Annotated in this window: 18 protein-coding genes; 13 read left to right on the top strand and 5 right to left on the bottom strand. The window is 71.4% G+C overall.

Features of this window, described 5'->3' with window-relative positions:
• Positions 1-26: 26 nt before the first annotated feature.
• Positions 27-653, bottom strand: a complete 627-nt coding sequence (locus HB662_RS03300; protein ID WP_168047088.1) for a TIGR00725 family protein — start codon at positions 651-653, stop codon at positions 27-29.
• A 75-nt stretch (positions 654-728) separates the two neighbouring features.
• Between HB662_RS03300 and HB662_RS03295 the strand changes: the two genes are divergently transcribed.
• On the top strand, positions 729-1508 hold the full coding sequence (locus HB662_RS03295) for a DeoR/GlpR family DNA-binding transcription regulator (protein ID WP_168047086.1): 780 nt from the start codon (positions 729-731) through the stop codon (positions 1506-1508).
• A 9-nt stretch (positions 1509-1517) separates the two neighbouring features.
• Here the strand turns inward: HB662_RS03295 and HB662_RS03290 are convergent, their stop codons facing one another.
• Positions 1518-2834 (bottom strand): NtaA/DmoA family FMN-dependent monooxygenase, encoded by a 1317-nt coding sequence (locus tag HB662_RS03290; RefSeq protein ID WP_168047084.1) that lies wholly within the window; start codon positions 2832-2834, stop codon positions 1518-1520.
• Between the two features lie 43 nt (positions 2835-2877).
• Entirely contained in the window at positions 2878-4167 is a 1290-nt protein-coding gene (locus tag HB662_RS03285; RefSeq protein ID WP_209443071.1) for an NtaA/DmoA family FMN-dependent monooxygenase, read from the bottom strand.
• A gap of 233 nt (positions 4168-4400) precedes the next feature.
• Between HB662_RS03285 and HB662_RS03280 the strand changes: the two genes are divergently transcribed.
• The 4 genes from HB662_RS03280 to HB662_RS03265 all read left to right on the top strand — a co-directional run bounded on the left by HB662_RS03280 (position 4401) and on the right by HB662_RS03265 (position 8933).
• Positions 4401-5309 (top strand): LysR family transcriptional regulator, encoded by a 909-nt coding sequence (locus tag HB662_RS03280; protein WP_168047080.1) that lies wholly within the window; start codon positions 4401-4403, stop codon positions 5307-5309.
• Between the two features lie 116 nt (positions 5310-5425).
• Positions 5426-6589, top strand: coding sequence for an FAD-dependent monooxygenase (locus tag HB662_RS03275; RefSeq protein ID WP_168047078.1), 1164 nt, complete (start codon positions 5426-5428; stop codon positions 6587-6589).
• A 17-nt stretch (positions 6590-6606) separates the two neighbouring features.
• Positions 6607-7599 (top strand): Bug family tripartite tricarboxylate transporter substrate binding protein, encoded by a 993-nt coding sequence (locus tag HB662_RS03270; protein ID WP_168047076.1) that lies wholly within the window; start codon positions 6607-6609, stop codon positions 7597-7599.
• A gap of 101 nt (positions 7600-7700) precedes the next feature.
• Entirely contained in the window at positions 7701-8933 is a 1233-nt protein-coding gene (locus HB662_RS03265; protein WP_342449431.1) for an NAD(P)/FAD-dependent oxidoreductase, read from the top strand.
• A gap of 13 nt (positions 8934-8946) precedes the next feature.
• Here the strand turns inward: HB662_RS03265 and HB662_RS03260 are convergent, their stop codons facing one another.
• Both HB662_RS03260 and HB662_RS03255 read right to left on the bottom strand, forming a co-directional pair.
• The gene (locus HB662_RS03260) at positions 8947-10554 is read right to left on the bottom strand and encodes an ABC transporter substrate-binding protein (RefSeq protein WP_168047072.1); all 1608 of its coding nucleotides are present in this window, start codon (positions 10552-10554) and stop codon (positions 8947-8949) included.
• A 14-nt stretch (positions 10555-10568) separates the two neighbouring features.
• Positions 10569-12092 (bottom strand): serine hydrolase domain-containing protein, encoded by a 1524-nt coding sequence (locus tag HB662_RS03255; protein WP_168047070.1) that lies wholly within the window; start codon positions 12090-12092, stop codon positions 10569-10571.
• A 129-nt stretch (positions 12093-12221) separates the two neighbouring features.
• Between HB662_RS03255 and HB662_RS03250 the strand changes: the two genes are divergently transcribed.
• From HB662_RS03250 to mnhG, 8 genes are all read left to right on the top strand, one after another.
• Positions 12222-13682 carry an amidase gene (locus tag HB662_RS03250; RefSeq protein ID WP_245185387.1) on the top strand — a complete coding sequence of 487 codons (1461 nt, stop codon included), beginning with the start codon at positions 12222-12224 and terminating at the stop codon, positions 13680-13682.
• 181 nt (positions 13683-13863) lie between these two features.
• Complete coding sequence (locus tag HB662_RS03245; RefSeq protein WP_168047068.1) at positions 13864-14343, top strand: PTS sugar transporter subunit IIA; 480 nt, start codon at positions 13864-13866, stop codon at positions 14341-14343.
• A gap of 9 nt (positions 14344-14352) precedes the next feature.
• Positions 14353-17319, top strand: coding sequence for a monovalent cation/H+ antiporter subunit A (locus HB662_RS03240; protein ID WP_168047066.1), 2967 nt, complete (start codon positions 14353-14355; stop codon positions 17317-17319).
• A complete protein-coding gene (locus tag HB662_RS03235) occupies positions 17319-17663 on the top strand; it encodes a Na+/H+ antiporter subunit C (RefSeq protein WP_168047064.1) in 345 nt (114 codons plus the stop codon). Before HB662_RS03240 ends, HB662_RS03235 begins: the two co-directional genes overlap by 1 nt.
• Entirely contained in the window at positions 17660-19270 is a 1611-nt protein-coding gene (locus tag HB662_RS03230) for a monovalent cation/H+ antiporter subunit D (protein WP_168047062.1), read from the top strand. The genes HB662_RS03235 and HB662_RS03230 overlap by 4 nt, the downstream gene beginning before the upstream one ends.
• A complete protein-coding gene (locus HB662_RS03225) occupies positions 19267-19785 on the top strand; it encodes a Na+/H+ antiporter subunit E (RefSeq protein WP_168047060.1) in 519 nt (172 codons plus the stop codon). The genes HB662_RS03230 and HB662_RS03225 overlap by 4 nt, the downstream gene beginning before the upstream one ends.
• Complete coding sequence (locus HB662_RS03220) at positions 19782-20063, top strand: K+/H+ antiporter subunit F (RefSeq protein WP_168047058.1); 282 nt, start codon at positions 19782-19784, stop codon at positions 20061-20063. The genes HB662_RS03225 and HB662_RS03220 overlap by 4 nt, the downstream gene beginning before the upstream one ends.
• Complete coding sequence (gene mnhG / locus HB662_RS03215) at positions 20060-20410, top strand: monovalent cation/H(+) antiporter subunit G (RefSeq protein ID WP_168047056.1); 351 nt, start codon at positions 20060-20062, stop codon at positions 20408-20410. Before HB662_RS03220 ends, mnhG begins: the two co-directional genes overlap by 4 nt.
• Positions 20411-20415: the final 5 nt, after the last annotated feature.

The following is a 20415-nucleotide window of genomic DNA, read 5'->3' as shown; positions in this document are numbered from 1 at the left end:
TTCCATGGCGATGGCGAATGATCGTTTCATGACATGCCCAGCAGGTGCCGCGCCACATGCGCCACCGCCGCCTCCGGGCTGTCGCAGCGCAGCACGCCCAGCACCTCCGGCGCGCGCCCAAGGGCGAGGACCAGCCGGTTGAACTGCATCGCCAGCGCCATTTCCGACAGCGTGCCGTAGGCCCCGCCGACCGCGATCAGCGCCACCGACGCCCGGGCCAGGATGGCATTGCGGGCGGGGCCGATGCCGGTGGCGAGCGGGATCGCCACATGGTCGTTGGCGCCCTGCCATTCCTCATCCGGCAGCAGTCCGAGCGTCAGCCCGCCGGCCCGCCGGGCGCCGCGGCAGGCGGCTTCCATGGCGCCGCCCTTGCCGCCACACAGCAGCACCAGGCCGGCCTGGGCCAGGCCATGCCCGACCGCTTCCGCCGCCGCCAGTTCCTCGGCCGAGGCCTCGCGCGGCCCGATCACCGCCACCGGCACGCCGCGCAGCAGCCGGGCGGCGGCCAGCGCGGCCAGCGCCGCCTGGGGCGTCACCACCTCGCCGCCCGCGCGCGGGGCGGCGGGCTGCCAGGCCAGTTGCCAGGGGTCGAAGGCGGCATCCGGCCGGTGCAGGCTCGGGCCATCCGGTCCCCCATGCAGTCGCAATTCCATCGCCGCCTCCCGCTTGGGCACAAGCCTCGCGCCGATGCTTGTCCCGGCGCAAGCTCTCAATGTAAGAAAGCTTCCATGGACCAGCCGCCCGAGCAAGACGTCGCCGCCAATCCGCGCCAGCAGGCGATCCTGCGCCTGGTCGCCGAGCAGGGCTTCGCGACCATCGAGGCGCTGGCCCGGCGCTTCGGCACCTCGGCGCAGACGGCTCGGCGGGACATCATCCAGCTTTCCCAGGCCGGGCTGCTGCAGCGCTTCCATGGCGGCGCCGGGCCGGTCGGCGCGGTGCGGCTGGGCTATGCCGAGAAGCGCGAACGCCAGCCGGCCGCGAAGTCCCGCATCGGCACCGCCCTGGCCGCGCTGCTGCCGCCGCGGCAATCGCTGTTCCTCGATGTCGGCACCACGGTGGAGGCAGCGGCGGTGGCACTCGCCGGGCGCGGCGGCGACCGCATCTTCACCAACAGCATGGTCGCCGCGCTGGCCTTCGCCCGCACGGAGCATCCGGCCGTGCATGTGCTGCCAGGGCGGCTCGGCGGCGGCGACGGGTCGCTGGTGGGCGGGGAGACGGCGGCGGCGCTGGCCAATCTGTCGCTGGATGTCGCGGTGATCGCCTGTTCAGGCTTCGATGCCGCCGGCGCGCCGATGGATTTCGACCCCGAGAAGGTTGCCATCAAGCGCGCCGCGATGGCGGCGGCGCGGATGACGGTGCTGCTGTGCCAGGCCGAGAAGTTCGGCCGTGGCGCGCTGGTCCGGGTGGCGCCGGCGCAGGCCTTCGCAACCCTGCTGAGCGACGAGCCGCCACCGGAGAAGCTGCGGCAGGCGCTGCTGGAGGCCGGGGTGGAGCTGCGCCTGGCGTAGTGCCGCGCGTCAGAATTCCAGCAGATTGTCGCGGAACTGGGCGTGCGCATAGGCGCGCCGCGCCAGGCCGCGCGCCTGCAGGGCGGGAACCAGGCCATCGGCGATCTCCGCCACGCTGCGCCGGCTGACATCGCCGAGCGACAGCAGGAAGCCATCGCCGCCGGCTTCCTGCATCGCCTCCGCCATCTGGGAGGCCACGGCATCCGGCGTGCCGGTCAGCTCCACCGAGCCGGGGTTGCCGCGATAGGCCAGCATCGCCTCCCGCAGGCTGCGCTTGCCGGCGACGCGCTTGAAATCGTCCAGCGATTGCTGGTGGCCGTTGGTGTGCAGGTCGAGCTGGTCCACCGGCGTGTCCATGTCGTAGCGGCCGAAATCGATGTTGGTGATCTTGCCGAAATGCGCCAGGAACTGCGGCACCTGCGCCTCCGCCCGGGCCTTGCGCTGGCGGCGTCGCAGCTCCGCCTCCTCCATCGTTTCGCCCAGCGTGGGCGCCACCAGGAACAGGATTTTTACATCATCCGGGTTGCGCCCCTGCGCCACCGCGTTGGCGCGTACGTCATCGCGATAGGCGCGCATCGCGGCCACGCCCTTCACGCTGGCCACCACGGTATCCGCATGCAGCGCCGCGAAGCGCTTGCCGCGCGCGCTGCCGCCGGCCTGGGCGATGACGGGGCGGCCCTGCACGCAGGGGCCGGAATTCAGCGGCCCGCGCGTTTTGAACCACTTGCCCTCGAAATCCGCGGCATGGACCTTGCTGTGGTCCACCAGCACGCCGCTGGCGGTATCGGCCAGGATGGCGCCCGGCTCCCAGCTGTCCCACAGCGCGTTGACGGCGCCCATGTACTCATCGGCCATATCGTAGCGCAGGTCATGCTCGGGCATGCCGGACATGCCGTAGTTCATCGCCGCGTAGTCGCTGCTGCCGGTCACCATGTTCCAGCCGATGCGGCCGGCGGAAACCTGGTCCAGCGTCGCCACCAGGCGGGCCAGCAGGTAGGGCGGATAGGCGAAGGTGGACAGGGTGGGCACGATGCCGATGCGGCTGGTCGCGGCCGCCATCAGCGTCGCGATCACGCTGGGGTCCTGGCGCGGCACGGCGAGGCCATTGGCCAGGTAGATCTCGCGCGACCCGCCATAGCTTTCCCCGACATAGGAGCTGTCCTCGATCAGCACATAGTCGAAGCAGGCGCGTTCCAGCGCGCGGGCGATGTCGCAGAACAGCTCCGGCACCATCCAGTCGCGGCCGATCGCGCCGGTCCAGGGCTCGCCCCAGGCCTGCACGGAAGACCCCTGGAGGAACCAGCCGAGATGGAACGGTCGCGTCATGGGCAGGGTCTCGTTCGTGATGGGGAGGGGTGGGCCGACGGCTTCAGGCCGCGGCCAGATTCTCGCGCAGTGTGCGGCCGGCATACTCCGTGCGGAACAGGCCACGGCGCTGCAGTTCCGGTACCACCAGGCGGCCGAAATCCTCGAACATGCGGGGGAAGACAGTGGGGAAGACCACGAAGCCGTCGCAGGCGCCGGAGGTGAACCAGTCCTCCATCTCGTCGGCGATGTTCTGCGCGGTGCCGACCAGCAGGTTGCGTGGCCGGGCGGCGGCCTCGGCAAAGCTGATGTTTTCCTTCTGCATCAGTTGCAGCACGCGATCCTGCGATCCGGTGATGCCCTGGTTGCCCTGCGCTGCCGCCACCGCCTCCGCCGTCTGGTGCCGCGACAGATCCGCGCCGAGCAGGGCGGAATGCAGCATGGTCTGCGCCTCCGGCTCGATCAACGATTGCAGGTAGGCGGCCTTCTCCCGCGCGATGGACGACGTCTCGCCGACCACCACGGCGATGCCCGGCAGCACCTTGCACGCGTCCGGCGTGCGGTCCTGCGACTGCATGCGAGCATGCATGTCGGTGCGGAAGGCGATGCCATCCGTCTTGCCGTGCGGCGTGCAGAAGACGGCCTCCGCCCAGCGCGCCGCGAATTCCCGGCCGCGGTCGGAAGCCCCGGCCTGCAGGAACACCGGCCTGCCCTGCGGCGTGCGCGGAATGCTCAGCGGGCCGCGCGTGCTGACCGAGCGCCCCTGGTAGTTGGCGTAGCGCACTTTCTCGGGGTCGATGAAGACACCGGCCTCGCGGTCCATCACGAAGGCATCCGGGTCCCAGCAATCCCACAGCGCACTGCAGGCCTCCAGCACCTCATCCGCGTGGTCGTAGCGGTCCGCCTTCGCCGGGATGCCCTGCATGCCGAGGTTGCGGGCTTCCAGATCCGTGGCGGAGGTGACGATGTTCCACGCCGCGCGGCCACCCGTCAGCATGTCGAGCGAGGCCAGGCTGCGCGCCAGATGGTAGGGATGCAGGAAGGTGGTCGACAGCGTGGCGCCTAGGCCGAGATGCCGCGTCACCCGGCCCATCACCGGCAGCACCGTCATCGGGTCCAGGTAGCTGATCTGCCCGCCCTTGCGCAGATAGGCGTCGAAATTGCCGCCATGGATGTCCGGCAGGCCGAGCAGGTCGGCGAAGAAGCAGGCATCGAAGCAGGCATCTTCCAGCACGCGGGCGATGTGCTCGTAGCGTTCGGGCGTGAAGATGTCGTGCAGCGCCGCCTCGGGGTGCCGCCAGCCGCCGGGGTGGTTCGCGGTCGGGCCCGTCTTGAGGTAGGCGACCAGATGCATCCGCCGCTGTATCACGGTACGATTGAATCCTCGGGGACAGGTGGGTGGGCGGCGGAACGGAGCATGCAACCTCCACGAGCGGCGGGCGGTCGGCCGTAGGATTTGTTCTGGCGCTTGTCAGCACCATGCCGGGCCTTCCCGCACGGCGCAAGGCGGGGCGCTCTGCGCGGCCATGCTGGACCTGGGCGAGCGAACCGGCATGATCCGATCCCAACTGGAGGATGCCCCTCGCGATGGACCTTCGCGAATTGCGCAGCTTCATCCATGTCGCCCGGCTCGGCAGCGTCTCCGCCGCGGCGAAGGAACTGCGCATCGCCCAGCCCGCGCTCAGCCGCCAGATCCGCAAGCTGGAGGAGGAGCTGGGCGTTGCCCTGATGCTGCGGGGCGCGCGCGGGGTGGAACTGACGGCGGCCGGCACCGTGGTGCTGCGCCGGGCGGAACTGCTGCTGCGCTCCGCCCGGCAGATCAAGGACGAGGTGGCGGAGCTGGAGCGCTCCGTCTCCGGCCACGTCGTCATCGCCGTGCCGCCGACCACCGGCGCGCTGGTCATGCCGCGCTTCCTGCTGCGGATGCGGCAGGACCATCCCAACATCTCGATCCACGCGATGGAGGGGGTGAACGCCACGCTGCTCGACTGGGTCACCACCGGCCGAGCCGACCTCGCCTTGATGCACGACCCGCCCGACCGCCACGCCCTGGCGCGGGAGACCTTGCTGCGGGAGGCGCTGTACCTGGTGGCGCCGCCGGGCGAGCCCCCGCGCGCGACGCCCTGGCGGGTGCGGGACCTGCGCGGGCTGCGCCTGATCCTGCCGGCGCATCCGCATGTGACCCGGCTGATGCTGGAACAGGCGGCAGCCGAGGCCGGCATCCGGCTGGACATCGTGCTGGAGGCGGATGGCGTGGCGCTGACCCGCAACCTGGTCGCGGCCGGCTTCGGCCATGGCGTGCTGACCTTCGCCACGGTGCGGGAAGCGGTGGCCCGTGGCGAGGTGACGGCGACGCGCCTGCTGGCAGCGCGGCTCGATACCGCGCTGTGTCTGGTGCGGCTGCGGGAGGCGGCGGCAGCCCCGGCGCGCAACCTCGCCGAGGATATCCTGCGGCAGGAGGTGGCAGGGCTCGCCGCACAAGGCGCCTGGGGCTAGCCATGCCGGCGCCAGGCCACCCTATGCCGTCGCGGCATGGGAGGCGATGACGAGACGGCATTTTCCAGGACCTTCCCGGCTTTGTAGGTAGCCCCGGGACACAAGGGGAAACGCCAATGCAAGGCAGGGGTCACATCGGCATCGTCGGTGCCGGGCTGGGCGGGCTGGCCGCGGCCGCGCTGCTGCTGCGCGCCGGCTACCGCGTCACCGTCTTTGAGCAGGCGCCCGGCTTCGCCCGCGTCGGCGCCGGCATCCAGATGGGCGCCAACGCCATGAAGGCGCTGCGCGCATTGGGGCTGGACGGCGAGGTGCGGCGCATCGGCTTCCGCCCCGAAAGCCTGCTGAACCGCGACCATGACACCGGCGCCGTGACCAACGAGCTGCCCGGCGGCGATGCGCTGGAGGCGCGCTACGGCGCCCCGCACATGTGCCTGCACCGCGCCGACCTGCACGCCGCCCTGGCCGCCGCCGTGCCGGCCGAGCATCTCCGCCTCGGCCGCAAGCTTGCCGGCCTCGACCAGCATACCGCCGGGGTCACGCTGACCTTCACGGATGGCGCGCGGGAGACGGTGGATGCGGTGATCGCCGCCGATGGCGTGCATTCCGTGGTGCGGGAACAGATGCTGGGCGCGGAGGCGCCGCGCTTCACCGGCCGTGTCGCCTATCGCACCGTCTTCCCGGCGGCGCTGCTGGGCGACCGGCAACTGGGCAATTCCCGCACCAAATGGTGGGGGCAGGACCGGCATCTGGTGATGTACTACATCACCGCCGCGCGGGACGAAGTGTACTTCGTGACCAGCCAGCCGGAGGATCCGTCCTGGATGACGCCGGAAAGCTGGTCCGCGCGCGGCGATGTCGAGGCGCTGCGCGCCTCCTTCGCGGATTTCCATCCGGATGTGCGCCATGTGCTCGCCGCCTGCCCGCAGGTGTGGAAATGGGCGCTGCTGGCGCGCGACCCGCTGCCGCATTGGGTGGAAGGGCGCGTGGCCCTGCTGGGCGATGCCTGCCACCCGATGTCGCCCTACATGGCGCAGGGCGCGGCCATGGCGCTGGAGGATGCGGTGATCCTGTCCCGCTGCCTGGCCGAGACCGAGGCCGATGGCATCGCCGGCGCCTTCCGCCGCTATGAAGCCAACCGCATGCCGCGCGCCACGGATATCCAGAGCCTCTCGGCCGAGAACACCTTCCTGCGCCGGCCGGGCGGCACCGACTGGGTCTATGGCTACGACGCGACGACGGCGCCGCTGGATGAACCCGGCACGCGGCGCGCGGCGGCCTGAACGGAGGAGGAAACGTCATGAACAATCCGATGAACCGCCCCACGCGGCGCCGCCTTCTGGTCGGCGGCGGCCTGCTCGCCGGGGGCCTCGCGGCGCCCGCTTTGGCGCAGTCCGGCGCGCTGCCGGACCGCCCCATCCGCATCGTCTGCCCGCATGGGCCCGGCGGCGCCTCCGACACCTGGGCCCGCATCGTCGCGGAGCCGATGGCGGCGCTGCTCGGCCGGCCGGTGGTGATCGAGAACAAGCCCGGCGCCAGCACCATGCTGGCGGCGGAGACGGTGGCGCGGGCGCGGGCGGATGGCACGACGCTGCTGATGGGCTCGGTCACCACACTGTCGATCAACCCGAGCATCTTCCCCAATATCCGCTACGACGCGGCGAAGGATTTCGCGCCGCTGTCCATCGTCGCGACGGCGCCGATGGCGCTGGCCGTGCCGAACGACCTGCCGGCGCGGGACGTGGCGGAGCTGGTGGCGCTGGCCAAGGCGCGGCCCGGCGCGCTGAACTACGGCTCCCCGGGCGCCGGCACCTCGCCGCACCTGACCGGCGCGCTGTTTGCCAGCATGACGGGCGCGCAGGTGGTGCATGTTCCATACCGCACCGCGGCTGAATCCGAAGTCGCGCTGATGCAGAACGAGATCCACTTCGCCTTCAGCGGCGGCTACCTGCCCGGCATCCGCGCCGGCCGGGTGCGCGGCCTGGCGATGACCAGCCTGCGCCGATCCGCCCTGGCGCCGGAACTGCCGACGGTGGCGGAGCAGGGGCTGCCGGAATTCGAATCCTCCGTCTGGAACGGCCTGCTGGCCCCGGCCGGCACGCCGGAGGAGACGCTGGCCGCGCTGGTGAACGCGATCCGCACCGCGTGCCAGCGCCCGGAGGTGGCGCGCAGCTTCGCCCAGGTCGGCGCGGAGGTGGTCGGCTCCTCGCCACAGGATTTCGCCGCGACGATGACCGGCGAACGCGCGAAATGGGCCCAGGTGATTCGCGATGCAGGGGTGCGCGCCGGCTGACGCCACGCCGATAGGTTCGGGGGCTACCGAATCCCGCGGATCCGACCCACTCTGCCTGGATGGCGCTGGCAGATGGAGTCGGGACTCGGATGGCGGGATCGGTGCTTGTGCTCGGGGCCGGCATGGTCGGCGTCTCGGTCGCGTTGCAACTGCAGCGGCGTGGCCGGCAGGTGGTGCTGGTGGATCGCCAGCCGCCGGGCGAAGGCGCCAGCTTCGGCAATGGCGGGCTGATCCAGAGGGAGGCGGTGTTCCCGCATCCCTTCCCGCGCAAGCTGTCCGAGATTCTCCGAATTGCGCGCAACCGGTCCGTCGATGCGGTGTACCACCCGACCGCGCTGCCGGGCATCGCCCTGCCGCTGCTGCGCTACTGGTGGCACTCCTCGCCGGAGCGCTACGCCCAGGCGCAGGCCGGGCATGCGGCACTGATCGCCACCTGCCTGGATGAGCATCTGGCGCTGGCCCGCGGAACGCCCGCCATGGCGCTGCTGCGGCCGATCGGCTGGATGCGTCTCTACGCCACGCCCGAAGCCATGGCGGCGGCGCTGGCGGAGGCGGAGCGCGCGCATCGCCTGCATGGCGTGAATTTCGTCGCCCTGGACAGCCAGGCGCTGGCGGCGGCGGAGCCGCATCTGCTGGCGGCGCGCGAAGGCGCGATCCACTGGACCGACCCGCTTTCGGTCAGCGACCCGCAGGCCCTGACGCTGGCCTATGCGGCACTGTTCACTGAAGCCGGCGGCAGCATCGCGCGTGGCGATGCGACGACGCTGGAACGCCACGGCGCCGGCTGGCGCGTCACCACGCCGCAGGGGCCGGTGGAGGCGGCGGAGGTGGTGATCGCGCTCGGCGCCGGGGCAGGGGCGGTGACGCGCCGCCTCGGCTACGCGCCGCCGCTGTTCGGCAAGCGCGGCTACCACATGCATTACCGGCTGCGCGGCAATGCCGTGCTGCACCGGCCGATCCTCGATACGCAGAGCGGCTTCCTGCTGGCGCCGATGCGCGCCGGCGTGCGGCTGACCACCGGTGCGGAATTCGCAGTGGCCGAGGCGCCGCCGACGCCGGTGCAACTTGCGCGGGCGGAGCCGCTGGCGCGGCGCCTGCTGCCGCTGGAGGATCGCGTGGAGGACAAGCCCTGGCTGGGCGTGCGGCCCTGCACGCCCGACATGCTGCCGGTGATCGGCCGGCTGCCCGGCCAGCAGGGCGCCTGGTGCGCCTTCGGCCACGCGCACCAGGGCCTGACGCTGGGGCCGACCACCGGCCGCCTGCTGGCGGAGATGATGACCGGCGAGGCCCCCTTCCTGCCGCCGGAGCCCTACCGCGCCGAGCGGTTCCGGTAGGCGGGCCGCGCCCTCAGTTCTTCTCGATGTTCCAGAACACCATCACCGGCGCATTCAGCACGCCCTGCACATTGGCGCGCCGCGCATAGGGCTGGTCCACCTGGCCGAGCACGCGGTAGGGCTGCACCTCCGCCAGCCGCCGGTGCAGCGCCTCCAGCGCCGCATCGCGCGCCGGTCCCTCGGCGGCATCGAGGAAGGCGGTGCGCAGGCGCTCGGCTTCCTCGTCGCAGGGCCAGCCGGACCAGTTGCGGCCGTCGCAGGACATGTTGGTGCCGATATTGGTCAGCGGATGCTGCATGGTGGCGCCGGAGGCGTAGGTGACGAACAGGTTCCAGCCACCCTGGTCCGGCGGGTCCTTGCGCGGCTGGCGGGAAACCACCGTGCCCCAGTCATTCACCTGCAGGTCGATGTTCATGCCGATCTGCCGCAGGTTGGCCGCCACCACCTCCGCCATCCGGCCGATCGGCGCGATGTCCGTGCTGGTGACGAAGACGATACGTTCGCCGCGATAACCGGATTCCTGCAGCAGCGAACGGGCGCGTTCCAGGTTCGGGCTGGCATAGCCCTCGGTCCCGGCCTCCGTGCCGAGCGGCGTGCCACAAATAAAGTAGGCGCGGCAGCGCCGCCACCATTGCTCATCGCCCCAGCCGCCGGCCATCACCTCCGCCTGGTCCGTCGCATAGGCCAAGGCGAGGCGGGCGCGCGGGTCGTTGAAGGGCGGGTGCAGGCTGTTCGGCCGCAGCATGCCCTGGTTGCCGAGGCTGTTCAGCCGCTCCACCTGCACATCGCGCCGCCGCGCCACCACCGGCAGCAGGTCCAGCGCCGGCTGTTCCCAGATGTCGATCTCGCCGGTCTGCAGCGCCGCCGCCGCCGTCGCGGCATCCGGCATGATGCGCCATTCGACGCGGTCCAGCTTCACCACGCGCCCGCCGGCCAGGCCATCCGGCGGCTCCGCGCGCGGCACGTATTCGGCGTTGCGGTCATAGACGACCCGCTGGCCGGACATCCACTGGTCGCGGTTGAAGCGGAAGGGGCCGGAGCCGATGGTGGTGGTGATCGGCCGCGAGGGATCGCTGGCGGCATCGGCCTCCCGCATGATGGCCGGGATCTGCCCGACGGCGGAACCCAGCGCCTGGGTGACGAAGCCATGCGGCCGGGTCAGCTTCATCTCGAAGGTCTTGTCGTCCACCGCATCCAGCGAGGCGACGCGCGCGCCGAGATGGCTGCCCACCACGTCCCGCGCCATCCAGCGGCGCAGGCTGGCGATGACGTCCCGCGTTGAGACCGGCTGGCCATCATGGAAGCGCAGCCCGTCGCGCAGCGTGAAGCGCCAGACCAGGCCATCCGCGCTGGTGGTCACATCACGCACCATCTGCGGATGCGCGCGCAGTTCGGAGTCCCAGGCGAACAGCGTCTCATAGATCATCAGCCCATGCATGCGGGTGATGACGACGGAGACGGCGACGGGATCGAGCGTGCGCAGATCCGCATGCGGCACCACGCGCAGCACGCGCCGGTCATCCTGGGCCTGCGCCGTGGCCGCGCCCAGCAACACCGCCGTAGCGGAGCCCACCAGCAGCACCGTAGCGGCGACGGCGCCCTTGAGGATCGACCTGGTCATGCGCAGCCTCCCGTTCAGACAGGCCGAAACGTAAGCACGCGGCTGCGATTGGTGACAACCCGCAGCACCCCGGGCGCTTCCAGCCAGAGGCAGGCGCGGCTCGGCCAGGGTGCGGCGCCGATCGGCAGCAGGGCGCGCGTGGCATCCAGCGCGGTCAGTTCGGCGCGGCGGTGCAGCGGGCCGGCGCCCATCGCGCAGGTGGCGCTGCCGTCACGCGCAATCGTGATCTCCATCTCCGCATGCTGCGCCGTGGCCCGCCAGGTGCCGGCCATGCCGGAGGACAGCGAGGCGGGCCGCACGGGATGGAAGTGGCGCGGCGCGTGGCCGATCTCGCCGGCGATGCCCTCGCCATCACGCCGCAGCCGTATCGGCAGATAGGGCGAAAGCGAGATCGCCTCGCCAGGCTGCGCACCCGCATACAGCGCCTCCGTCGCGCCGAGGAAGCTCAGCGCGCCGGCGCGGTGTTCGATCCAGGCGGGGCCTGCGGCCTCGATGAACAGGCCCTCCGGCAGCAGCTCCGGCGCCCGTGGCGGCAGCTCCAGTCCAAGCAGCGCCGCCATCACGCGCAGCGCCGGCAGCATCGGCTCCGTCTCCTCCCGGTTCGAGAGCAGGATCACGCCGGCGCCGCTTTCGGGGTCGAGGAGGAAGTGGTTCTTGTGGCCGGGCAGGCTGCCGCCATGGCCGATTAGGCGGCGGCCGCCGATCTCGGCCAGCGCAAGGCCCAGCCCGTAGCCGGTGGGCCGCCCATCGGCCAGTGGGGCGGGGGCGGCCAGCCGCGCCAACACATCGCCCGCCGGGCCATCGCCGCGCAGCAGCGCGCGCAGCCAGGTGGCGAGGTCCCGCGCGCTGCCGGTCAGCGCGCCGGAGGCCGACAGCGCCATGCCATAGCTGCCGGCATGCCATTCCTGCTGCGGCGCGCTACGCCAGTAGCCATCGGCCAGCCCGGGCAGCGGCCGGTCCCAGGCGGCGGGGAAACGGAAGCCGGTGCCGAGCGCCGCATTCAGCGCGCCTTCCACCCAGACGCCGAAAACCTGCCCGTGCCGCGCCATGGCCTGTTCCACCAGCCGGTAGCCGGTGTTGCTGTAGGACACCTCGGTGCCCGGCCGCGTATCCAGCCCCGGCAGCGTCGCGGTGAAGGCATCCAGCGCCGCATTGTCCAGCGCCGTGGTATAGGGCACGCCGCACAGGCCATAGCTCTGCATCAGGTCCGGCAGGCCGCCGGTCATACCGAGCGCACGCCAGGCCGGCACGCCGGCCAGCGCGTCCGGCAGATCGGGCAGCAGCGTGCCGAGCGGCGCCGCCAGGTCCAGCCCGTGATGCAGCGCGAAGGCGCAGAACACATGCTTGGTGAGGGAGGCGTAGCGCGTCGGCGTCGCTGCGCTGAAGGCGATGCCATGCGCCAGGCTGGCCAGGCCGCCGGCGAACTCGCCGCGGATGCCGTCGCGGTCGAACAGCAGCACGGCGCCGCCCGGTTCGCTGGCGGGCCAGGCCCGCGTGATTGCCTCGGCCTCGGTGGCGGCGGCTTTCCAATCCGGCATCCATAGCTCTCCCTGCTGCGTTGGGCAGCCTATCACCGGCCCGGCGTGGCGCGGAGGGTGGGGCGGCGGTTGTCCGGCCGGGGGCGATGGGTTGGAATGGCCCTCATGCAGGGCAGGGGGAAGACACGGATGGACACGAGCATGGGGACCTCGCTCTGCGATCTGCCGGCGGTGGAGCTGCGCCGGCTGATCGGCACGCGCCGCATCTCCCCGGTCGAGTTGCTGCAGGATTGCCTGCGCCGGATCGAGGCGGTGAACCCGGCGGTGAACGCGATCGTCGCGCTGGATGCGGAAGGCGGGCTGAAGGCGGCGCGGGCAGCGGAGGCGCAGGTGATGCGCGGCGACAAGCTCGGCCCGCTGCACGGCCTGCCGGTCGGCATCAAGGATCTGAACGACACGGCCGGGCTGCGCACCACCTATGGCTCGCCGATGTTCCGCGACCATGTGCCGGAGCGCGATGAGCGCGTGGTGGCGGCGCTGCGCCAGGCCGGCGCCATCATCCTGGCCAAGACCAACACGCCGGAATTCGGCACCGGCGGCAACACCATCAACGATGTCTATGGCGCCACCGGAAATGCCTTCGACCCGGCGCTGTCCTGCGCCGGGTCCTCCGGCGGGTCCGGCGTGGCGCTGGCCACCTCCATGCTGCCGCTCTGCACCGGCTCCGATACCGGCGGGTCGCTGCGCAAGCCGGCCGCCTGGTCCGGCGTGGTGGGGTTCCGGCCGACGCCGGGGCTGGTCGCCTCCGAACGAAGGCGGCTCGGCTGGTCGGTGCTGTCCGTGCAGGGGCCGATGGGGCGCAACGTGGCGGATACGGCGCTGCTGCTGGACGCGATGGCCAGCGTGGACAGTCGCGATCCGATGGCCAGCAAGCAGCGTGAGCCCCTGGCGCTGCGGCGGCCGCTGGACCTTTCCTCACTGCGGGTCGCGATTTCCGCCGATCTCGGCTTCGCCCCGGTGGCGCCCAGCATCCGCCGGGTTTTCCAGGCGCGCATGGCGGCTGTGGCGGGCGACTTCGCGGCCTGCGTGGAGGAGGACCCGGACATGGAGGGGATCGACCGCGCCTATCGCGTGATCCGCTGCACCAACTTCCTGGCCGCCTTCCGCAAATACTACGAGCAGGACCCCGGGCTGCTCGGCGGCAATACCCGCGGCAATTACGAGGAAGGGCTGCGCTACACGCTGTCCGACCTGGCGGAGGCGCATGCCGAGCAGACCCGCATCTACCGCGCTTTCCAGGATTTCTTCACCCGCCACGACCTGCTGCTGCTGCCCTGCCAGGCGCTGACGCCCTTCCCCAAGCAACTGCCTTACCCGACCGAGATGGAGGGCATGCCGCTGGAGGGCTATTTCGCTACGTCCGGCATCACCTACGGCATCTCGATGACCGGGCATCCCGCCATCTGCATCCCCTGCGGGCGGGACGAGAAGGGCATGCCCTTCGGCCTGCAGGTGGTCGGGCCGCGCGGGGCGGATGGCTTTACCCTGGATGCCGCCCAGGCGCTGGAGGCGCATTTTCAGGCGCTGCCGGAACTGGCCCGGCCGATCCCGGACCTGGCGCGACTGGCCGGTGGCAGCACCAGGGATTGATTTTTTGTAACCTTTCTTCTAGGGGCGGACCCCACTACCATGGGTCCGCCGAGTCCCGCCGGGGCGTCGCGGTCTTGCCCCGGCTGGACGCTTCGAGCCGGACACGTCGAGCCGGGCGCTTCGCCTCGGGCGCATCGGATCGGGGCGAGGCATTGGCGGCACAGGACAGGATCGGGACAGGATGGTGACCCCGCAACACATCTCGGCCGCCGATGTCCTGCTGGACATGGAGGCTGGCAACAAGCGCCGGGTGCTGGAGGCGCTGTCAACCGAGGCCGCCCGCCGCAGCGGCCGGGCGGAGGCCGATATCCTGGCGGCGCTGCAGGCGCGGGAGGAACTTGGCTCCACCGCGCTCGGCCGAGGCGTGGCGCTGCCGCATGCGCGGATGGCCGGCGACCACCCGCCGCTGATGCTGTTCGCCCGCCTGTCCAAACCCATAGACTACGAGGCGCGGGACGAGGAACCGGTGGATCTGGTGATCCTGGTGCTGTGGCCCGAGGCCTCGCCGGAGGGCTTCCTGCCCACCTTGGCGGCCACCTGCCGGCCGCTGCGCGCCCCCGCCGCGCTGCGCCGGCTGCGCGGCGCCACCGCACCGGAGGAGGTGGTGGCGGTGCTGGAGCGCTACGGCGCCGCCGGCGCCGATGCCGAGGATGACCGGTGAGGCGCCTGGATGCCTGACGCCCTGCTGCTGTCAGCCCTGGTCGGCCTGCCCTTCGCAGCCTCCATCCTCGCCGCGATCATGCCCAAGGCGTCCCGCAACCTGGCGGCGGGGCTGGCGGGCGGCGTTGCGCTCGCCTGCCTGGCGCTGGTCTGGGCGGCCTATCCGACCGTCTCGGCGGGCGGCGTGCTGCGTGCGGAATTCGCCTGGCTGCCCTCGCTCGGGCTGAACATGGTGCTGCGGATCGATGGTTTCGCCTGGCTGTTCGCCGGGCTGGTCAGCGGCATCGGCGCGCTGGTGGTGCTGTATGCGCGCTACTACATGGCGGCCGAGGACCCGGTGCCGCGCTTCTTCAGCTTCCTGCTCGCCTTCATGGGGGCGATGACCGGGGTGGTGACGGCGGGCAACCTGGTGCAGCTCGCCTTCTTCTGGGAACTGACCAGCCTCTTCTCCTTCCTGCTGATCGGCTATTGGCATCACTCCGCCGCGGCGCGGGACGGTGCGCGCATGGCGATGACCATCACGGCCACCGGCGGGCTGGCGCTGTTCGGCGGCGTGCTGGTGCTGGGGCATATCGTCGGCAGCTACGACCTGGATGTGGTGCTGGCCTCCGGCGACCTGATCCGCGAGCATCCGCTGTACCTGGTCGCGCTGGTCCTGGTGCTGCTCGGCGCGCTGACCAAAAGCGCGCAGTTCCCGTTCCATTTCTGGCTGCCGCACGCCATGGCGGCGCCGACGCCGGTTTCCGCCTATCTGCATTCCGCCACGCTGGTGAAGGCCGGCGTGTTCCTGATGGCGCGGCTCTGGCCGGTGCTGGCGGGGACCGAGGAATGGTTCCTGCTGGTCGGCACCGCCGGCCTGGTGACCATGCTGGTGGCCGCCTACATCGCCATCTTCCAGAACGACCTGAAGGGGCTGCTGGCCTATTCCACCATCAGCCATCTCGGGCTGATCACGCTGCTGCTCGGGCTGAACAGCGAATTGGCGCTGGTCGCGGCGGTGTTCCACATCATGAACCACGCGGCCTTCAAGGCATCGCTCTTCATGGCGGCCGGCATCATCGACCATGAGACCGGCACCCGCGACATCCGCCGCCTTTCCGGCCTCAACCGATCGATGCCCTTCACCGCAAGGCTGGCGCTGGTTGCCGCCGCGGCGATGGCCGGCGTGCCGCTGCTCAACGGCTTCCTGTCTAAGGAGATGTTCTTCGCCGAGGCGCTGACCGCGGAGGCACCGCTGAGCGGCGTGCTCAACCTGCTGCCGCTGGCGGCGATGCTGGCGAGCGCCTTTGCCGTGGCGTATTCGCTGCGCTTCATCCACGGCGCCTTCTTCGGCCCGGACCCGGTGGATCTGCCGCGCACGCCGCATGAGCCGGAAACCTGGATGCGCTTCCCGGTCGAGATCCTGGTGCTGGCCTGCATCATGGTGGGCGTGCTGCCGGCGGCCACCGTGGGGCCATTCCTGGCGATTGCCGTGCAATCCGTGCTGGGCGAGGACGTGCCGTATTACAGCCTGTCGGTCTGGCACGGCTTCAACCTGCCGCTGCTGATGAGCGTGGTGGCGCTGGCGCTGGGCGTGGCGCTGTACCTGCTGCTGGCGAAGCGCCTGCGCCGGGGCCTCGATTGGCCACCGCTGTTCCGCGGGCTGGAGGCGCGGCGCATCTTCGACCGGGTGATGGTCTTCCTGTCCTGGCGCCTGGCGCGGCGGCTGGAGGCGATCCTCGGCACGAGGCGGCTGCAGCCGCAGCTTCGCCTGATCGTCGGCGGCGGCATCCTGGCCGGTGCGGCGGCGATCTGGGCCGGCGGCATCGGGCCGGGCAATCTCTCGCCCTCCCCGGTCGATCCGGTGCTGGCGCTGGTCTGGGTGGTGGGCGCGGCCTGCGCCGTCGGCGCCGCCTGGCAGGCGAAGTACCACCGGCTGGCGGCGCTGATCCTGGTCGGCGGGGCCGGGCTGGTGGTCTGCGTCACCTTCGTCTGGTTCTCCGCCCCGGATCTCGCCTTGACGCAGTTGACGGTGGAGGTGGTGACCACGGTGCTGCTGCTGCTCGGCCTGCGCTGGCTGCCGAAGCGCCTGCCGGGCCCGCAGGATCGCGGGCCGGAGGTGATGACCAATACCCGCCGCATCCGCGACCTGGCCATCGCGATCGGTGCCGGCGGCGGGCTGGCGGCGCTGTCCTATGCCGTGATGGTCCGCACCCCGCCCGACCTGCTGGCGCTGGATTTCCTGGCGCGCGCCTATGCCGAGGGCGGCGGCACCAATGCGGTGAACGTCATCCTGGTGGATTTCCGCGGCTTCGACACGCTGGGCGAGATCTTCGTCGTCGCCGCGGTGGCGCTGACCACCTTCGCCCTGCTGCGCCGCTTCCGCCCGGCGGCGGACAGCGTGGAGGTACCGGAACAGCAGCGTGACCAGGGCGAGGGCGAAGCGGGCGTCGCGGTGACCGGCGGCGCCGACGGCAGGCGTGGCGCGGACTGGCTGCTGGTGCCCTTCACCCTGACGCGGATCCTGTTCCCGGTGATGCTGGTGGTCGCGGTGTTCCTGCTGCTGCGCGGGCATGACCTGCCGGGCGGCGGCTTCTCCGGCGGCATGGTCGTCGCCATCGCCATCATCCTGCAATACATGATCGGCGGCACCGATTGGACCGAGGACCGGCTGCGGCTGCGGCCGCCGCTGTGGCTTGGCGGCGGCCTGCTGATCTCGGCCGGGACCGGGCTGGCCGCCTGGCTGTTCGGGCGGCCCTTCATGACATCGTATTTCGGCTACGTGGAGTTGCCGCTGATCGGCCAGGTACCGACCGCCAGCGCGCTGATCTTCGACATCGGCGTGTTCATGCTGGTGGTGGGCGCGACGCTGCTGATGCTGGTGGCGCTGGCGCACCAATCCGTGCGTGGCCATCGCGCGGCGCCACCGCGCGTGACGCCGCCCGCCATGGCGCGCCGCGATCCGGCGCCGGTGGCAACCCCGGCGGGAGAGGGCTGATGGAACTGATCCTGTCGCTCGGCATCGGTGTGCTTGCGGGGTCCGGCGTGTGGCTGTTGCTGCGGCCGCGCACCTTCCAGGTCATCATCGGGCTCTGCCTGCTGTCCTATGCGGTGAACCTGTTCATCTTCTCCACCGGCGGGCTTCGCACCGGGGCGGCCGCCATCCTGCAGCGCGGCGAGGTCGGCACCCTGGCCGATTACGCGGACCCGCTGCCGCAGGCGCTGGCGCTGACCGCCATCGTCATCAGCTTCGCCACCACGGCGCTGCTGCTGGTGGTGCTGCTGGCATCGCGCGGCCTGACCGGCACCGACCACGTCGATGGCCGGGAGCGTAACCGGTGAACGGCTGGACCGACCATCTGGTGATCGCGCCGATCGTCGTGCCGATGCTGGCCGGCGCGGCGATGATCCTGGCGGGTGACCGCCGGCGCCGCCTGACGGTGGCGATCGGCTCCCTTTCGCTGCTGCTGATCGTCGCGCTGTCGATCCTGCTGCTGGTGCAGGCGCAGGTGCCGGAAGTGCGCATCTACCGGCTGGGCGACTGGCCCACCCTGTTCGGCATCGTGCTGGTGGCGGACCGGCTTTCGGCGCTGATGCTGGTGCTGACCGGCTGCCTCGGCCTGGCCGCCTTCGTCTTTTCCCTGGCGCGCTGGCACCGGGCGGGGGTGTATTTCCACCCGCTGTTCCAGTTCCAGCTCATGGGCCTGAACGGCGCCTTCCTGACCGGCGACCTGTTCAACCTGTTCGTGTTCTTCGAGGTGATGCTCGCTGCCTCCTACGGCATGGCGCTGCATGGCTCGGGCGTTGCGCGGGTGCGGGCCGGGCTGCACTACCTGACCATCAACCTGGTCGCCTCCCTGCTGTTCCTGGTCGGCGTCTCCGTCGTCTATGGCATCGGCGGCACGCTCAACATGGCGGACCTCGCCGCGCGAATCCCGCTGGTGGCGGTAGAGGATCGCGGGCTGCTGGAGGCGGGGCTGGCGGTGATGGGGGTGGCCTTCCTCATCAAGGCGGCGATGTGGCCGCTCGGCTTCTGGCTGCCCGGCACCTATGCCGCCGCGGCGGCGCCGGCGGCGGCCATCCTGTCCATCCTCAGCAAGGTCGGCATCTACGCCATCCTGCGCGTCTGGCTGCTGCTGTTCGGGCCGGAGGCCGGGGCCTCCGCCGGTTTCGGCGCCGATTGGCTGCTGGCCGGTGGGCTGCTGACCATCGGCTTCGGCTCCATTGCCGTGCTGGCGACGCAGGACCTGCCGCGGCTGGCGGGCGCCAGCGTGCTGGTTTCCTCCGGTACGCTGCTGGCCGCGATCGGCACCGGGCAGGTGGCGGTGACCGCCGGCGCGCTGTTCTACCTGACCGGCTCCGTGCTCGCGATCGGCGCGCTGTTCCTGCTGATCGAGCTGGCCGAGCGGTCGCGGGAGGTTGGCGCCGACGTGCTGGCCGTGACGCGGGAGGCGCTGGGACCCGGGGAGGATGACGGCGAGGGCGACGCGGCGGAGGAAACCGGCGTCGCCATTCCGGGCATCCTGGCAATACTGGGCCTCGGCTTCATGGCCTGCGCGCTGCTGCTGGCCGGGCTGCCGCCGCTGTCGGGCTTCCTGGCCAAATTCGCCATCCTGTCGCCGCTGCTCGGCACCGCGCCGACGCCGGTGGCCACCACGACCTGGCTGATGATGGCGGCGCTGATCCTGTCCGGGCTCGCCACGCTGATCGCCATGGTGCGGGCCGGCATCGCCGTGTTCTGGGCGCCCCAGGCCATCCGCGTTCCGCGGGTGCGGGTGGTGGAACTGGCGCCGGTGCTGCTGCTGCTGGCGCTGAGCGGGGCGCTGACCGTGGGGGCGGGGCCGGCGCTGGCCTATATGCAGGCGACGGCGGAGGCGCTGCACGCGCCGGGCGGCTATTTGCGGGCCGTGCTGGGCGCGCGGACCGCGCTGCCGGGCGGCATGCCGTGAGGCGCCTGCTGCCCTACCCGCTGCTCGGGCTGTCGCTGCTGCTGCTGTGGATGCTGCTGCAGGACAGCGCATCCCCGGCCGCGCTGCTGCTCGGCGCCGTGCTGGCGCTGGCGGGCTGCCGCGTGCTGGTGGCGCTGCGCCTGCCACCCACCGGCCCGCGCGGCCTGGCGGCGCTGGCCTCCCTGCGGCGGCTGCGGGCGTTGGTCGCGCTGCTGGGCGACGTGGCGGTGGAGGTTGTTCGCTCCAACAACGCCGTGGCGCGCATCATCCTGCGCGTGCCCGGCGCGCGGGAGGGCCGGTCCGGCTTCGTGCATGTGCCGCTGGACATGCGGAACCCCTACGGCCTGGCGGCGCTGGCCTGCATCCTGACGGCGACGCCGGGCACGGTCTGGGTGGATTACGACGAGGCCGAGAGCATCATGCTGCTGCATGTGCTGGACATGATCGACGAGGAGCAGTGGGTCCGCATCGTCAAGGACAAGTGGGAGCGGCAGTTGATGGACCTGTTCGAATGAGCGCCACCCTGTTCGGCTGGGCCGTGCTGGCGGCGCAGATCCTGCTGGTGGCGGCCATGGCCTGCCCGCTGTGGCGCGTGCTGCGTGGCCCGCGGGCGCAGGACCGGGTGCTGGCGCTGGACACGCTGTACATCATCTCCGCCATGCTGCTGCTGGTCTTCGGCATCCGCACCGGCAGCACGCATTACTTCGAGGCGGCGCTGCTGATCACCCTGCTCGGCTTCGTCGCCACCGCCGCCCTGGCCAAGTTCCTGATGCGGGGCGAGGTGATCGAATGAACGGCGCGGCCGACCTGCCGCTGTGGCTGGCACTGCCGGTCGCGCTGCTGCTGCTGGCGGGGGCCGGCCTGGCGCTGGTCGGTTCCATCGGCCTGATGCGGCTGCGCGGTTTCTACGACCGCGTGCACGCGCCGGCCGTGGTCAGCACGCTCGGCATCGGCTGCGTGCTGCTGGCCTCCATGCTGTATTTTTCCGTGCTGCAGACCCGCTTCGTGCTGCATGAACTGCTGATCATCGTCTTCGTGGTGGTGACCACGCCGGTCACGCTGATGCTGCTGACCCGCGCCGCGCTGTACCGCGACCGGCGCGAGAACAGCGACGAGGTGCCGCCGCTGCCGGAGGATTGAGGCAG

This window comes from Falsiroseomonas frigidaquae (assembly GCF_012163145.1).
Classification (GTDB): Bacteria; Pseudomonadota; Alphaproteobacteria; order Acetobacterales; family Acetobacteraceae; genus Falsiroseomonas; species Falsiroseomonas frigidaquae.
This window is presented reverse-complemented; position numbering and strand designations above follow the sequence as displayed.

Excerpts from the sequence above, each read along its gene's own strand:
- HB662_RS03295 (WP_168047086.1), top strand. The coding sequence starts at position 729 with ATGGACCAGCCGCCCGAGCAAGACGTCGCCGCCAATCCGCGCCAGCAG.
- HB662_RS03275 (WP_168047078.1), top strand. The coding sequence starts at position 5,426 with ATGCAAGGCAGGGGTCACATCGGCATCGTCGGTGCCGGGCTGGGCGGG.
- HB662_RS03245 (WP_168047068.1), top strand. The coding sequence starts at position 13,864 with ATGGTGACCCCGCAACACATCTCGGCCGCCGATGTCCTGCTGGACATG.
- mnhG (WP_168047056.1), top strand. The coding sequence starts at position 20,060 with ATGAACGGCGCGGCCGACCTGCCGCTGTGGCTGGCACTGCCGGTCGCG.
- HB662_RS03260 (WP_168047072.1), bottom strand. The coding sequence starts at position 10,554 with ATGACCAGGTCGATCCTCAAGGGCGCCGTCGCCGCTACGGTGCTGCTG.
- HB662_RS03290 (WP_168047084.1), bottom strand. The coding sequence starts at position 2,834 with ATGACGCGACCGTTCCATCTCGGCTGGTTCCTCCAGGGGTCTTCCGTG.
- HB662_RS03270 (WP_168047076.1), top strand. The coding sequence starts at position 6,607 with ATGAACAATCCGATGAACCGCCCCACGCGGCGCCGCCTTCTGGTCGGC.
- HB662_RS03300 (WP_168047088.1), bottom strand. The coding sequence starts at position 653 with ATGGAATTGCGACTGCATGGGGGACCGGATGGCCCGAGCCTGCACCGG.
- HB662_RS03280 (WP_168047080.1), top strand. The coding sequence starts at position 4,401 with ATGGACCTTCGCGAATTGCGCAGCTTCATCCATGTCGCCCGGCTCGGC.
- HB662_RS03255 (WP_168047070.1), bottom strand. The coding sequence starts at position 12,092 with ATGCCGGATTGGAAAGCCGCCGCCACCGAGGCCGAGGCAATCACGCGG.
- HB662_RS03285 (WP_209443071.1), bottom strand. The coding sequence starts at position 4,167 with ATGCATCTGGTCGCCTACCTCAAGACGGGCCCGACCGCGAACCACCCC.
- HB662_RS03240 (WP_168047066.1), top strand. The coding sequence starts at position 14,353 with ATGCCTGACGCCCTGCTGCTGTCAGCCCTGGTCGGCCTGCCCTTCGCA.
- HB662_RS03220 (WP_168047058.1), top strand. The coding sequence starts at position 19,782 with ATGAGCGCCACCCTGTTCGGCTGGGCCGTGCTGGCGGCGCAGATCCTG.
- HB662_RS03250 (WP_245185387.1), top strand. The coding sequence starts at position 12,222 with ATGGACACGAGCATGGGGACCTCGCTCTGCGATCTGCCGGCGGTGGAG.
- HB662_RS03235 (WP_168047064.1), top strand. The coding sequence starts at position 17,319 with ATGGAACTGATCCTGTCGCTCGGCATCGGTGTGCTTGCGGGGTCCGGC.